We start from the raw sequence: 13206 nt of genomic DNA on the forward strand, positions 1-13206 counted from the left end.
GTGTTGCCGATGCATTCGGAGCGAACGCAAACCGCTACGTCACTCCTGCGCGCCATAGCGTTCGCCCTCGGGACGCTCGCCCGCATAACTCGCCATGACGTAGCGCTGCACGCGACCGTGTGCCTCCTGGCGTGTGAGGCGGAAACCCGGCTCGTGCGGCGGCCGGTTCACGATGAACGAGAGCCGCATGGTCTCGAAACCGCGCACCGAATCGAACGCATTCACCTTGATGTAGTGCCGCGGGAACGTGGCGCGGCACGCCTTCACTTCCTGCATTACGCCGGCCGCGTCGCGCAGGTCGAACATGGGCAGGCCCCACATGTCCCAGTAGGTATTGCGCGGATGCGGGTCGTCCGTGTATTCGACCGAGCACGCCCAGCCCTGGCCCAGCGCATAGTTGATCTGTGCGCTGATCTCTTCGTCGGTCAGTTCGGGCAGAAAAGAAAACGTCCCTTGTGTGATGCGCATGGCGAACCTCGTGTGCAGATGAAGTGATGAAGCAAGAACCGCGTCAGGTTGCGGACGTGGCTGACGTCGCGGACCTGGCTCAGGCAGCCGTGGGCGTGGCGGCGAAGTCGGGCGTGTCCGTGGACGCGTAGTTGAACGTCACGTCGCGCCACGTATCCAGCGCCTGCTTGAGCGGCGTGCACGAGCGCGCAGCGGCCTCCAGAATGTCGGGCCCTTCGTTGAGGATGTCGCGGCCCTCGTTGCGCGCCTTCACCATGGCTTCCAGCGCCACGCGGTTCGCCGTGGCGCCCGCCTGAATGCCCGCGGGGTGGCCGATGGTGCCGCCGCCGAATTGCAGCACCACGTCGTCGCCGAACAGGTCGATCAATTGATGCATCTGCCCCGCGTGAATGCCGCCCGAGGCCACCGGCATCACCTTGCGCAAACCCGCCCACGGTTGATCGAAGAACAGGCCGCGTGACAGATCGACCTCGTTGTGCGCTTCGCGGCACACGTTGTAATAGCCCTGCACCGAAAGCGGATCGCCTTCCAGCTTGCCCACGGCGGTGCCCGCGTGAACGTGGTCCACGCCCGCCATGCGCACCCACTTCGCAATGACGCGAAACGAGATGCCGTGATTGCGCTGGCGCGTGTAGGTGCTGTGCCCCGCGCGGTGCAGGTGCAGGATCATGTCGTTCTTGCGCGCCCAGCGCGCCATGGACTGAATCGCGGTCCAGCCGATCACGAGGTCGATCATCACGATGCACGAGCCCAACTCCTTCGCGAACTCGGCGCGCTCGTACATCTCTTCCATCGTGCCCGCCGTCACGTTGAGGTAATGGCCCTTCACCTCGCCCGTTTCGGCCTGCGCGCGGTTCACAGCTTCCATCGCAAAGAGGAAGCGGTCGCGCCAGTGCATGAACGCCTGCGAGTTGATGTTCTCGTCGTCCTTGAGGAAGTCGAGCCCGCCCTTCAGACCTTCGTACACCACGCGGCCATAGTTCTTGCCCGAGAGACCCAGCTTCGGCTTCACCGTGGCGCCCAGCAGCGGGCGCCCATATTTGTCGAGCCGTTCGCGCTCCACCACGATGCCGGTGGCCGGGCCCTGGAACGTCTTCAGATACGCCACCGGAATGCGCATGTCTTCCAGGCGCAGCGCCTTCAGCGGCTTGAAGCCGAACACGTTGCCGATGATCGACGCCGTGAGGTTCGCAATGGAGCCCTCTTCGAACAGGTCGAGTTCGTAGGCGATGTACGCGAAGTACTGCGGTTCGTCGGCGCGCGAAACAGGCACCGGCTCCACGCGAAACGCTTTCGCGCGGTACATGTCGCACGCCGTGAGGCGGTCGGTCCATACCACGGTCCACGTGGCCGTGGACGATTCGCCGGCCACGGCCGCCGCGGCTTCTTCCGGGTCCACGCCGGGCTGCGGCGTGATGCGAAAGAGCGCGATCACGTCCGTATCTTTCGGCGTGTAGTCGGGTTGCCAGTAACCCATCTCGCGGTATTTCATGACGCCCGCGGCGTAACGTTCGCGCGGATTGCGCGGGTTGCGTGTTTCACGTGCGGAGTCGATCGCTGCTTGACTGAAGTCGTTCATGGCGTATCCCTGGTTGGCGAAGCGTTCCGGAAAAAACGAAGCGCATGGGACGCACTGTAGGCAACCGCGCCCGCATTGAAAATTCACGATTTAATTCGCCAGGGTTAAACGATCCCTTATTGATCTCGCATTGCCGAACGGTGTTTTGTGATGCGAATCGAACGCCGCGCGACAGCGTAAAAATGCGCGGCAAAAACGGATGGAGCACTTTGCTGCGTTTCCGGCACACCGCCGTAAATGGGCTATAACGTTATGGTCTGGCTCGCTCTTCTGGTGTCTTACACCGGCAGGTGCCGCGAACTGCATATCGCCCACGTACCGCACCGGGCAATGGCAGCGCAGGCGTACTGTCAGGATCTCCGGCACGGAGCTTGCATGACGCCGCACGCCGTGGTGTTCGGCATTGCGCCGGCACATGGTGATTTCCCTGATTCATTCACATGGAGGGATACAAGGATGCAATGGACCACCCCAAGCTACGCCGATATGCGTCTAGGCTTTGAAATCACGATGTATATCGCTACGCGATAAGCCCGCACGGGCCGCCTGACGGGTCTTTCCGGCCCTTGTGCGGCCCTTTTCGCGGGCTTTCTATTTTTTGAATCGTGCCGCCGCCGGCGCAGGCTCCGCCTGGACATACGTTCCCACATGATTTTCGAAACGATCGTCACCACGGCGGCGCCCGACGGCCGGCCTCACGTTGCGCCCATGGGCATTCGCTACGAGGGCGGCTTCGTGATCCTCGCCCCGTTCCGGCCCTCCGCCACACTCGATAACATCGTCGCCACACGCGCGGCGGTCGTGAACTTCACCACCGACGTTCGCGTCTTCGCCGGTTGCGTCACGCGCTTCGCCACCGACTGGCCCACCGTTGCCGCAAGCCGCGTGAACAGCGTGCGTCTGGCGGATTCGCTCTCGCACGCCGAGCTCGAACTCGAGGACATGAGCGACGACGCCACGCGCCCCGTGCTGCGCATGCGCTGCGTGCACCGCGAGGAACACGCGCCGTTCGAAGGCTTCAACCGCGCGCAGGCCGCCGTGGTGGAAGGCGCGATTCTGGTGAGCCGACTTGCCATGCTGCCCGCCGACAAGGTGGACCGCGAAATGGCGTACCTGCAGATCGCCATCGACAAGACCGCCGGCGATACCGAACGCGCCGCCTGGGCCTGGCTCACGGCGGCCGTCGCCCGGCACCGCGCCCATGCGGGACGCGAGCCCGGCGGCAAGACCCCCGAACCCGCGGGCGAACTCGATCCCCACCCGCATCACGGAGAACTGCAATGACCGCATTGCTCGCGAGCGTCCGCTCGGAAGACGAGGCGCTGGAAGCCGCCCGCGCCGGCGCGGAACTGATCGACCTCAAGGAGCCGAACGAGGGCGCGCTGGGCGGCCTGCCCGCCGGCGCCATCGCGCGCATTGCGAGCCGGCTGCGCGCGCAGTATCCCGTGAAGCCCATCAGCGCGACGATAGGCGACGTGCCACCTGAGGCGCTCGATGAAATCGCCGCGCGCGTCATCGACGTGGCCGACGCGGGCGTGGATTACGTGAAGGTGGGTATCGCACCCGGGCCGGCCGCACGCCGTTGCCTCGACGAACTCGCATCGCTGCCGGCCACGGTGGTGCCCGTGCTGCTCTGCGACGGCGGCGTGGAAGGTGTGGATAACGAACTGGTGGAGCACGCGGCCACGCTCGGCTTCACCGGCTTGATGTTCGACACCGCCGGCAAAGACGGCCTCACGCTGTTCGATCACGTGGACACGGGCACGCTCGCGCGCTGGCTGCGGCTTGCGCGTTCGCGCGGTGCGTTGTGCGGCATTGCGGGCGCGCTGGGCTGGGGGCAGCTGGCGCAGATTCGCGAACTCGCGCCGGACGTGGCGGGCTTTCGCACCGCGCTGTGCGCCGACGGGCGGCGCTCGCGTCTCGACCCGCAGCGCGTCGCGCAATGGGCAAGTGCGCTGCATCGCCCCGCCGAGATGGTTCGCCCGCTCAACTCACCGGCACATTCAGCAGACGTTCGCGCATGAGCGCGGCGTTGTCCTTGTTGAAAAGCTCGACCACGTAGTTGGCCTCGTTCACGTAGTCCAGAAAACGACGGTCCACCACGCCGCTCGAAGCAAGCGTTTCGAGCGGCTCGCCGTCGCCTATCGGGCACGACTTCACCACGATCAGCCGCTCTGCGTTCAGCATGGTGGAGAGCCACGCGGCAAGGCTGTCCGACGTGGTGTCCCAGTTGCTCATGGCGTCCGGCGTGTCGCGCATGAGCGCCGTGGGCACCCACACGGCAACGTGCCCGTCGCGCAGCGCGCGGCGGATCTTCGCCTCGCTCGACGCGAGCACCAGTTCGGGCAGCACGCCCTGCATGAGGATGGCGTACTGCGTCATGGCGAGCAGACACATGTTGTGCGCGGCGAGGTCGTCGAAATGCCACTCCCCCTGGTATTGGCGGACCTTGTCCGCGAAATCGCCGCCGCCGGGCACGATCACCACTCGCCCGCCGCCCAGTTCGCACAGTTCGGTGAGCCACGTGCGCAGCGTCGGCTCGTGACTCAGGCTGCCCCCGATCTTGACCACCCACATGACGGTTGTCCTCGCATTCGCGTTCGTTTCATCTGACTGCTGCTTTTCTCTGTCCCGGCATGGGGCTGTCGCCGTGGCTCATGCGGCGCCGCGCAGGCGCTCGCGTTGCTCCGTATCCTGCGAGGCCAGCAACGCCACCGCCACGCTCGGCGCACAGGTGGCGGCCCAGTCTGCGCAATGCCCGGGCACGCCCGCGAGCGTGCCGAAATCGACGTAGGAGCGCGCCTCGTCGCGCGCGAGCGCCGCCACGAGAAAGCGGCCGCAACCCGCGCCCACGAGCGGCGCTTTCGCGAGGCCCGGCTTTAACACCACCACACGCGCCAGATTCGCGCCGATTTCGCGCAGCTGAAGCGCGCGCCACTGCAAGGCGAAGCGGCGCCACGCTTCGTGCGACGCCTCGTGCGCGTCGCGGCCGATCATGCGCGCAAGCCGCGCCTCGCTCGCGGCCACCGTCTTGGGGCCGTGGTCCGCGCTCGGATGCAGGTCGTAGAGCGGTTCGAGTTCGCCCGTCACGCGATAGACGTCCGCGGTGGTCGCGAACCATTCGTTCATCACGTTCACGCACGCATCGCCGAATTCGATGCGATGCGCCACGCCGCACAGCGGCGTGCGCACCACCCCCTGATAGACGAGTTCGCCGGTCGCGAGCCGGCCCGCGTCCGTGGTGGCCCGCGCCGCCACGTTGCCGCCCGCGATGGGCACGATGTCCGTCGTCGTGCTGCCGATATCGACGAGCACCGCGTCGGGCACGCGCGTGGCCACCCAGCGCGCGGTGGCCAGCCAGTTCGCCGAGGCCACGCTGCGCCAGCCCGCCGCGCACTGCGCTTCGGTGAACCACCCGGCGTCGTTCGCGTAGAAGCGCACGTTGCGCCCCAGCCGGCGCGCCAGCGTGCCGGCAATCTCGCGTACGCCTTCGGCGCGGTCGTGAAAGAGATCCACCATCTCGCCCGTCATCGTCACGGCATGGCGTGCGGCAGGCTGGGCCGCCTCGGGCCAGCGTTCGAGCACGAGGCCGATGGTGTGTTCGAGATGATCCAGGCCCTGCCAGAGCGGGCAGGCCCATTGCGCGACGTCGAGCACGGCGCCCGTGGCGTCCACGGCGCAGACCTTCACGTGCGCGCCGCCCACGTCCCAGCCGAATACGGCCCCAGGCAGCGCCGACGCCGTTTCGCGCACGGCGCTCAAGGCTGCACTCCGCACGGTTGCACGTGCGACGGCTGCCGCGCGGCGCCGCGCTTCACCGGCACGCCGTGCGCCGCGAGCAGGTCGGCGGCCACGTTGCGATTGAGCGCGTCGCTCAGGCTCGCATAGGCCACCGTGAGCCTCGAATTGATCTCGACCACGACCGGCCCGCGCTCGGGGTTCCACACCACGTCGATACCGACGAAACCGCGCAGCCCCGGCACCGCTTCCGCCACACGACGGGCGAGCGCCGCAAGCTGCCGGCCGCGCTCGCCGGAGCGGTCGATGCGGTCCACCTGCACGCCGTCGAATTCCACGATCTGCGGCGTGTGCGCCTCGGCTCCGCGTTCGTTGAGCGCGATGCGCTGACGGTTGATGCTGAGAAGTTCCACGCCATGCTCGCCGCACACGAGCGAAAGACTGAGCGGCTCGCCTTCCACCCACGACTGCAGCACGGGATTGCGACCGTCGGCGAGGCGCGCCAGGTATTCGGCGCGGGCGTCGCTGAAGCGGTCGAAGACGAAGGTGTCGAGCCCGCCCGCGCCGTCGTCGGGCTTCACGACCCAGCGGCCGTGATGTGCTTGGGCAGCATCGACCGATGCCATGTCCGCGGGTTCGCCGGGCTGTCCAGGTTCGGCGGGTTCGATCGCAGGCGTCGCCGCAATACCGTGTGCCGCAAGCCGCGCCGCGGTGGCGCGCTTGCTGGTGGCGAGCGCAATGGCGTCGCGCGTGCAGCCCAGCCAGCGCGCGCTGCCCGATGCGCTCACGGCGTCGTGCAGCCCCAGCAGCAGCCCGTCGCATTCGGGCGCGATCACGCAGGTGTAGTCGTGGTCGCGCGCCACGCGGGCCACGAAGTCCGTCATCGTTTCGCCGGCGCGCGCCATACAATGCGCGTGCCCCGGCACCGCGTTCTCGAACGGCGAACTCGCGAAGGTCACGTCGACGCCGCCCAGCGCATGCAGGTCCGCCACGAGCGCGTCGCGCATCACGCGGCCTTCCACGATCAGCGCGCTCAGATCGGCGAGACTGCCTGCGCCGGCCAGCTCGGGGGCGATGCCGCCGCCGGTGAGATACTCGTAGACAAAGATGCTGGTCAAAGGAATGCGCCCCTATGCTCGTGATACCGGTTCTCGATCTGCTCGACGGCCATGCCGTGCGTGCCGTGCGCGGCGAACGCAGCGCCTATCGGCCCATTGAGTCGCCGCTCGCCGCCACCAGCGAGCCCGTTGCCGTGGCTCGCGCGCTGCTTGCCGCAAGCGGCGCGCAGACGCTCTACGTCGCCGACCTCGGCGCCATCCTCGGGCACGGCGCGCATGTCGCAACGCTTGCCGCCCTGCGCCGCGCGTTGCCCGGCACGGAGATCTGGCTCGACGCGGGCTACGCGAACTACACCGCGATGCAGGCCGTCTTCGCCGCGATCCGCCACGCCGATGCCGCGAACGACGCGACCGCTACCGCCCCGGCGGCGCTCGCCACGCTCGTGCCCGTGTTCGGCTCGGAGTCGCTGCGCGACCTCCACGCGTTACGCGAAGCCGAAGACGCGGGGCACTCGCCCATCCTCTCGCTCGATCATCGCGCCGGCGAGCTGCTCGCTGCCGGCGCGGAACATCTCTCGCAAACCCTCTCGCAAACTGCTACGCAGTCCGCTTTATTCCCGTCCCACGCGGCACACACGGTCTTCACCTGGTGGCCGCACCGCGTGATCGCGATGACGCTCGACCAGGTGGGCAGCTACGAAGGGCCCGACCTGTCCACCTTCGAACGCATCCGCGCGAGCGTGCCGGCACACACCACGGTGATCGGCGCAGGCGGCATTCGCGATGCGCAAGACCTCGCGCGTGCCGAACAGGCGGGCGCCACTGCGTGGCTGGTCGCCTCGGCACTTCACGATGGCCGCGTGCGGCCCGCCACCGACGCGCGGGCAGATCACACAAATTCCATGCCAGACGACGGCGCGCATACAGACGCGTTGCGCTGTAAGGAGACGGCAAGCCGGTGAGGCAGCGCGTGCCCTTGCAGTGACACTGTGTGCCGCAACGACACACAACCTGTTCGATGCTGGAACGCTCGCGCTTGCCATCGCGCCATCCAGCAACACTCAAGCGACACTTGAGCGAACAGGCCCGCCGTGACGCACTGCAAAACGCGCATTCGCGGCGCATCGCGGCCTTGGCATCGCACGCGCCTCGCACATAAGACGAGGCACGTCCACGCGATTTCATGCGCAACGCTGCGCAGCGTTGCCTGGCCCACACACCAGGCTCAGTTCGAAAGCACACATTTCGGCATGGACCTTGCTAAAACGGCGCCATGCCTCTTTCGCCCAACGAATCGTCGTCGACGGGTGCGGGTGCGCCCTCTGCCGCGTCGCCCACTCGCCTTGTTCACGACGTGCACGACACGCACGACTGGACCTGTCCGTTCTGTCCGCTGCTCTGCGACGACCTCACGGTCAGCGCGCAGGGCGACGGCACGCTCGCCGTGTCCGGTCACGACTGCCCGCGGCTCGCGCAGGCGCTCGCCACTTTTGGCGCGAGCGATGCAACCACGCCGGCTATCGTGGACGGCCAGGACGCGTCGCTCGATGCCGCGCTCTCGCGTGCGGCAACGTTGCTCGGCGCGGCGCGCCGTCCGCTCTTCGGCGGGCTTGCCACCGACGTAGCCGGCGCGCGCGCGCTCTATACGCTCGCGGCCCAATGCGGCGCCACGCTCGACCATCTGCACGGCGACGCGCTCACGCCCGCCACGCTCGCGTTCCAGGACCGCGGCGCGTTCTTCACCACGCTCTCCGAAGTGCGCGCACGCGCGGACCTCATCGTGTTCTTCGCGTGCACGCCTTCGCAGCGCTATCCGCGCTTCTTCACGCGCGCGTTGGGCGGCACCTCGACGGCGCGCGAACTCGTATTCGTAGGCTGCGCGCCGGACCCTGCCGCGACCGGCCTCACGCACACGCAAAGCGAAACGCTGCTCGCCAACGCGGACCCGTTCGATACGCTCGCCATCTGGTCCGCGCTCGCGAACGGCCGTCGTCCCGAGACGCTTTCCGCCGAGGCCCGCGCCGCAGCCAACGCACTCGCCGCATTGCAGGCGCGCATCGCGGCGGCCCGCTACACCGTGTTCGTCTACGAGCCCGCGGCGTTGCCCCATCCGCACGCGGCGCTGCTGATCGAAGCGCTGAACCGCATCGCGAAGGCCGCGAATCTCACGACGCGCGCGGGTTGCCTGCCCCTGGGCGGCGACGACGGCGCGCTCACCGTGAACCAGGCGGTGACGTGGCTTTCGGGTTTGCCGCTGCGTCTACGCGTGTCGGCAGCGGCTTCGCAAACAGGCGGCGCCACGCTCGACTACGACCCGTATCGCTATCGCACGGAAACGCTGCTGGCCGCGAACGAAGCCGATGCGCTGCTGTGGGTGGCGAGCTTCGGCCCGCACGGCTGGCCTTCGGCGCTCACGGCCGGCGTGCCTGCCGTCGTGCTCGGTCATCCCGCGCTGGCGGAGGCGGCGAAAGCGCGCGGTGCCGCCACGGTGTTTATTCCCGTCGCGACGCCGGGCATCGACGGCACGGGGCATCTGTTTCGCGTCGACAGTTCCGTGGTCGTTCCGCTCGCCGCCGCGCGGGGCGCTGCGCTGCCTTCGGTGCATGCCGTGGCCACACAACTTCACATGAAGCTTGCCGCCGAACATGGCGTGACCCAGGCCATACACCAAACCGCGCCCGCGGACGGGGAAGCCTCATGAGCCTCATTCGACTCAAAGGCGGCACGGTCTATGACCCGATCAACGGGGTGAACGGCCAGCGCCGCGACATCGCCATTCGCGACGGCCGTATCGTCAACGTGCCAGAGCATGTGCCCGCCGACGTGGAGTACGACGCCGAAGGCATGGTCGTGATGGCGGGCGGCATCGACCTGCATTCGCACATCGGCGGCGGCAAGACCAACATCTCGCGCCTCCTGTTGCCCGAAGACCATCGCGCCGACCTCGCGCGCGAAGCCGAACGCGCGCGCGCCTGCGAGGCCGACGGCAGCGCCGTGCGCGAATCGACGCGCGACGCCGAAGGTCGCTATCTGCGTCTGCCCTCGTGCGGCGTCTGCACGCCGGGCACGCTGGCCACCGGCTACCGCTACGCCGAAATGGGTTACACCGCGGCGTTCGAGCCCGCCATGATGGCCTCGAACGCGCGCCACGCGCATCTGGAAATGGGCGACACGCCCATCATCGATCACGGCGCCTACGTGATGCTCGGCAACGACGAGCTGTTCCTGCAACTGCTGGCCTCGGGCGCCGGCACGGAACGCATTCGCGACTACGTGGGCTGGACGCTGCACGCGAGCAAGGCGCTCGGCGTGAAGGTGGTAAACCCCGGCGGCATTTCGGCGTTCAAGTTCAACCAGCGCGCGCTCGACGTGGACGAAACGCACGTGCACTACGGCATCACGCCACGCGACGTGCTGCGCACGCTCACGCGCGCGCTCACGGAATTGCGCGTGCCGCATCCGCTGCACGTGCATGCGAGCAACCTGGGCGTGCCAGGCAATATCGCCTCCACGATCAAGACCATGGATGCCGCGGACGGCCTGCCCATTCACCTTACGCACATCCAGTTCCACAGCTACGGCACCGAAGGGCCGCAGAAATTTTCGTCGGGCGCGCGCGAGATTGCCGAGGCCGTGAACGCGCGGCCCAACGTGACCATCGACGTGGGCCAGGTGATCTTCGGGCAGACCGTCACGGCTTCCGGCGACACGATGATGCAGTTCCGCAACGCGCCGCTCGCGGGGCCGCACAAGTGGGTAGTAGGCGACATCGAATGCGATGCTGGCTGCGGCGTGGTGCCGTTCCGCTATCGCGAACAGAGCTACGTGAACGCGCTGCAATGGATCATCGGCCTCGAGATCTTCCTGCTCGTGGACGACCCATGGCGCGTTTCGATGACCACGGACCACCCGAACGGGGGCCCGTTCACGAGCTACCCGCATCTGATCCGACTTCTGATGGACAAGTCGTTTCGCGACGAGCAGCTTGCGAAGCTGCACCCCGAGGCACAGGTGGCCAGCACGCTGCGCGAACTGAAGCGCGAATTCTCGCTGTACGAGATCGCCATCATCACGCGCGCGGGCCCCGCGAAGCTGCTGGGCCTGCGCGACCGCGGACATCTGGGCGAAGGCGCGGCGGCGGACATCGCCGTCTATCGCAACCAGGACGACCGCGAACGCATGTTCACGTCGCCCGCCTACGTGTTCAAGGACGGCCACCTCGTAGCGCGCGACGGCACGCTCGTTTCGGTGCCCACGGGCGGCATTCATTTCGTGACGCCCGAATACGACCGCGGCATCGAAAAGACCCTGCGCGCGTGGAGCAACGCGAATCTCACCACGAACTTCGCGCACGCCGCCATCAGCAACGACGAAGCGTGCGCGTGCTGCCGCGGAGGCAAGCTGTTGCCGGTCGAATGCTTCTCCGCAGAGGAGGCGGTGAACCGTTGAACCGCGCGCTGAACTACGCGTTGAATCGCGCGAACCCGCGCTGAACGCACAGCAAGCGCAACCATCAAGCAACCACCAAGCAACCAATCCGACGCCGAGAGATGGAGCACGAACAGCCCGCGACGACCGACACCGCGCCCCTCGCGATCAACGGCACGCTGATCGACAGGACGTTTGCCGAAGCCTTCCCGATGAAGGCGACGCGGCTCGTCGTGACCGCGCACACGCCGCAGTGGGCGCACCACGCGGCGCATTCGATGACGGGCTTCGCGACCTCGGTGATCGGCTGCGGCTGCGAGGCCGGTATCGAACGCGAACTCGCGCCCGACGAAACGCCCGATGGGCGGCCGGGCGTGAGCGTGCTGCTGTTCGCGGTGTCGTCGAAGGAATTGGCGAAGCAGGTGGAGCGGCGCGTGGGCCAATGCGTGCTGACGTGCCCCACCACGGCGGTGTACGGCGGCATCGATCGCGCCACGAGCCGCGCGCCGCTGTCGGATAACGCGGCGCTGGGCAGCACACTGCGTTTCTTCGGCGACGGCTGGCAGATTTCGAAGATGATCGGCACCACGCGTTACTGGCGCGTGCCGGTGATGGATGGCGAGTTCGTCTGCGAAGACACGGCGCCCACCGTGAAGGCCGTGGGCGGCGGCAATCTGCTGCTGCTCGCCACGGACACCGACGCGGCGCTCGCCGCCGCCGAAGCCGCCGTGGCCGCCATGTGCCAGCTGCCGAACGTGGTGATGCCGTTTCCGGGCGGCGTGGTGCGGTCGGGGTCGAAAGTGGGCTCGAAGTATCGCGGCGCCACGGCCTCCACCAACGACGCGTTCTGCCCCACGCTCGTGGGCCTCTCGCCGCGCAGCGAACTGACGGACGAAGTGGGCTGCGTGCTGGAAATCGTGATCGACGGACTCACTGAAGCCGACGTGGCCGCCGCGATGACGACGGGCATCGTGGCCGCCACCGCGCGCGGCCGCGCGGCGGGCGTGCTGCGCATTTCGGCGGGCAACTACGGCGGCAAGCTCGGGCCCTATCACTTCCATCTGCACGCGCTTGCGGCGGGACTGGACGGGAGCCGCGCATGAGCACCACGACCTTGCGCGTGAAGACGGCGCCCGGCTTTCGCGTGGACGCATCGCCGCTGCTGCCCGAACTGCTCGACGGCAAACCGCTCGCCGAGATCGAACGCATCGTGCTGCATGCGAGCAACGAGGCATTTGCCGTGGGCGATCTGTTCGATGTGGCGCGCAGTGAGAGCGATGCAGGCGGCCCCACGCTGATGATCGAAGGCGCAGACACATGGCTCGACCGGCTCGGCGTCGCGATGAATAGCGGCCAGCTCGTCGTGCAGGGCGCGGCCGGCGACTACGCGGGCCACGGCATGGCGGGCGGCGTCATGACCATCGGCGGCGATGCGGGCCACTTCACGGCCTGCGAGATGCGCGGCGGCCGGCTCGTGGTGAGCGGCAACACCGGCGACTTTGCGGCCAGCGCGCTGCCGGGCGACATGGACGGCATGACAGGCGGCACGCTTGCCATTCACGGCAACGCGGGCGCGCGCCTCGCGGACCGCATGCGGCGCGGTCTCGTGCTGGTGGGCGGCAACGCAGGCGAATGTGCTGCGTCGCGACTCGTGGCGGGTACCGTCTGCATTGCGGGCGACCTGGGCCCGCATTATGCGTACGGTATGCGGCGCGGCACGCTGCTGCTCGCACGCGAACCGCAGCGTTTGCCGCCCACTTTCACAGGCGGCGGGCGCGGCTTCGGCGTGTTCTGGTCGCTGCTCGTACGCAACCTCGCAGGCGAAATGGCACCGTTTTCCGCGTGGAGCGGTGCACGTCTGCCGGCCCGCTACACCGGCGACCTCGCCGTGGACGGCAGGGGAGAAATACTGATTCCCCGTTGAGGCCGCGCACG

General features: G+C 67.8%; 13 protein-coding genes. 8 read left to right on the forward strand and 5 right to left on the reverse strand.

Annotated elements, in window-relative coordinates; genetic code table 11:
- Positions 1-39: 39 nt before the first annotated feature.
- Together U0042_RS02385 and U0042_RS02390 are read right to left on the reverse strand one after the other, a co-directional pair.
- On the reverse strand, positions 40-468 hold the full coding sequence (locus U0042_RS02385) for a ribulose bisphosphate carboxylase small subunit (RefSeq protein ID WP_114809693.1): 429 nt from the start codon (positions 466-468) through the stop codon (positions 40-42).
- A 79-nt stretch (positions 469-547) separates the two neighbouring features.
- On the reverse strand, positions 548-2047 hold the full coding sequence (locus tag U0042_RS02390) for a form I ribulose bisphosphate carboxylase large subunit (protein ID WP_114809694.1): 1500 nt from the start codon (positions 2045-2047) through the stop codon (positions 548-550).
- 456 nt (positions 2048-2503) lie between these two features.
- Here U0042_RS02390 and pqqA point away from each other — a divergent pair, with 456 nt between their 5' ends.
- The 3 genes from pqqA (at position 2504) to U0042_RS02405 (ending at position 4071) form a co-directional block, all read left to right on the forward strand.
- Positions 2504-2578, forward strand: a complete 75-nt coding sequence (gene pqqA / locus U0042_RS02395) for a pyrroloquinoline quinone precursor peptide PqqA (protein WP_081601853.1) — start codon at positions 2504-2506, stop codon at positions 2576-2578.
- A 117-nt stretch (positions 2579-2695) separates the two neighbouring features.
- On the forward strand, positions 2696-3331 hold the full coding sequence (locus tag U0042_RS02400; RefSeq protein ID WP_114809695.1) for a DUF447 domain-containing protein: 636 nt from the start codon (positions 2696-2698) through the stop codon (positions 3329-3331).
- Positions 3328-4071, forward strand: a complete 744-nt coding sequence (locus tag U0042_RS02405; RefSeq protein ID WP_114809696.1) for a (5-formylfuran-3-yl)methyl phosphate synthase — start codon at positions 3328-3330, stop codon at positions 4069-4071. The genes U0042_RS02400 and U0042_RS02405 overlap by 4 nt, the downstream gene beginning before the upstream one ends.
- Here the strand turns inward: U0042_RS02405 and U0042_RS02410 are convergent.
- The 3 genes from U0042_RS02410 to U0042_RS02420 form a co-directional block, all read right to left on the reverse strand.
- The gene (locus U0042_RS02410) at positions 4034-4624 is read right to left on the reverse strand and encodes an aspartate kinase (RefSeq protein ID WP_114809697.1); all 591 of its coding nucleotides are present in this window, start codon (positions 4622-4624) and stop codon (positions 4034-4036) included. The genes U0042_RS02405 and U0042_RS02410 overlap by 38 nt on opposite strands.
- Positions 4625-4702: 78 nt before the next feature.
- Positions 4703-5809, reverse strand: a complete 1107-nt coding sequence (locus U0042_RS02415; RefSeq protein ID WP_114809698.1) for a hydantoinase/oxoprolinase family protein — start codon at positions 5807-5809, stop codon at positions 4703-4705.
- The gene (locus tag U0042_RS02420) at positions 5806-6903 is read right to left on the reverse strand and encodes an ATP-grasp domain-containing protein (protein ID WP_114809699.1); all 1098 of its coding nucleotides are present in this window, start codon (positions 6901-6903) and stop codon (positions 5806-5808) included. Before U0042_RS02420 ends, U0042_RS02415 begins: the two co-directional genes overlap by 4 nt.
- Before the next feature lie 14 nt (positions 6904-6917).
- Between U0042_RS02420 and U0042_RS02425 the strand changes: the two genes are divergently transcribed.
- The 5 genes from U0042_RS02425 to U0042_RS02445 all read left to right on the forward strand — a co-directional run bounded on the left by U0042_RS02425 (position 6918) and on the right by U0042_RS02445 (position 13195).
- Complete coding sequence (locus U0042_RS02425; protein ID WP_114809700.1) at positions 6918-7805, forward strand: HisA/HisF-related TIM barrel protein; 888 nt, start codon at positions 6918-6920, stop codon at positions 7803-7805.
- Between the two features lie 311 nt (positions 7806-8116).
- Complete coding sequence (locus U0042_RS02430) at positions 8117-9544, forward strand: formylmethanofuran dehydrogenase (protein ID WP_114809701.1); 1428 nt, start codon at positions 8117-8119, stop codon at positions 9542-9544.
- On the forward strand, positions 9541-11292 hold the full coding sequence (locus U0042_RS02435; RefSeq protein WP_114809702.1) for a formylmethanofuran dehydrogenase subunit A: 1752 nt from the start codon (positions 9541-9543) through the stop codon (positions 11290-11292). The genes U0042_RS02430 and U0042_RS02435 overlap by 4 nt, the downstream gene beginning before the upstream one ends.
- 101 nt (positions 11293-11393) lie before the next feature.
- Positions 11394-12374 carry a formylmethanofuran--tetrahydromethanopterin N-formyltransferase gene (gene fhcD / locus U0042_RS02440; protein WP_114809703.1) on the forward strand — a complete coding sequence of 327 codons (981 nt, stop codon included), beginning with the start codon at positions 11394-11396 and terminating at the stop codon, positions 12372-12374.
- Positions 12371-13195 (forward strand): formylmethanofuran dehydrogenase subunit C, encoded by an 825-nt coding sequence (locus tag U0042_RS02445; RefSeq protein ID WP_114809704.1) that lies wholly within the window; start codon positions 12371-12373, stop codon positions 13193-13195. Before fhcD ends, U0042_RS02445 begins: the two co-directional genes overlap by 4 nt.
- Positions 13196-13206 lie beyond the last annotated feature (11 nt).

The sequence above is a fragment of the Paraburkholderia kururiensis genome, assembly GCF_034424375.1.
Classification (GTDB): domain Bacteria; phylum Pseudomonadota; class Gammaproteobacteria; order Burkholderiales; family Burkholderiaceae; genus Paraburkholderia; species Paraburkholderia kururiensis_A.

What these genes read in the sequence shown, in the direction of transcription:
- U0042_RS02385 (WP_114809693.1), bottom strand. Translation starts at nt 468, where the DNA reads ATGCGCATCACACAAGGGACGTTTTCTTTTCTGCCCGAACTGACCGAC.
- U0042_RS02390 (WP_114809694.1), bottom strand. Translation starts at nt 2,047, where the DNA reads ATGAACGACTTCAGTCAAGCAGCGATCGACTCCGCACGTGAAACACGC.
- U0042_RS02400 (WP_114809695.1), top strand. Translation starts at nt 2,696, where the DNA reads ATGATTTTCGAAACGATCGTCACCACGGCGGCGCCCGACGGCCGGCCT.
- U0042_RS02405 (WP_114809696.1), top strand. Translation starts at nt 3,328, where the DNA reads ATGACCGCATTGCTCGCGAGCGTCCGCTCGGAAGACGAGGCGCTGGAA.
- U0042_RS02410 (WP_114809697.1), bottom strand. Translation starts at nt 4,624, where the DNA reads ATGTGGGTGGTCAAGATCGGGGGCAGCCTGAGTCACGAGCCGACGCTG.
- U0042_RS02425 (WP_114809700.1), top strand. Translation starts at nt 6,918, where the DNA reads ATGCTCGTGATACCGGTTCTCGATCTGCTCGACGGCCATGCCGTGCGT.
- U0042_RS02430 (WP_114809701.1), top strand. Translation starts at nt 8,117, where the DNA reads ATGCCTCTTTCGCCCAACGAATCGTCGTCGACGGGTGCGGGTGCGCCC.
- U0042_RS02435 (WP_114809702.1), top strand. Translation starts at nt 9,541, where the DNA reads ATGAGCCTCATTCGACTCAAAGGCGGCACGGTCTATGACCCGATCAAC.
- fhcD (WP_114809703.1), top strand. Translation starts at nt 11,394, where the DNA reads ATGGAGCACGAACAGCCCGCGACGACCGACACCGCGCCCCTCGCGATC.
- U0042_RS02445 (WP_114809704.1), top strand. Translation starts at nt 12,371, where the DNA reads ATGAGCACCACGACCTTGCGCGTGAAGACGGCGCCCGGCTTTCGCGTG.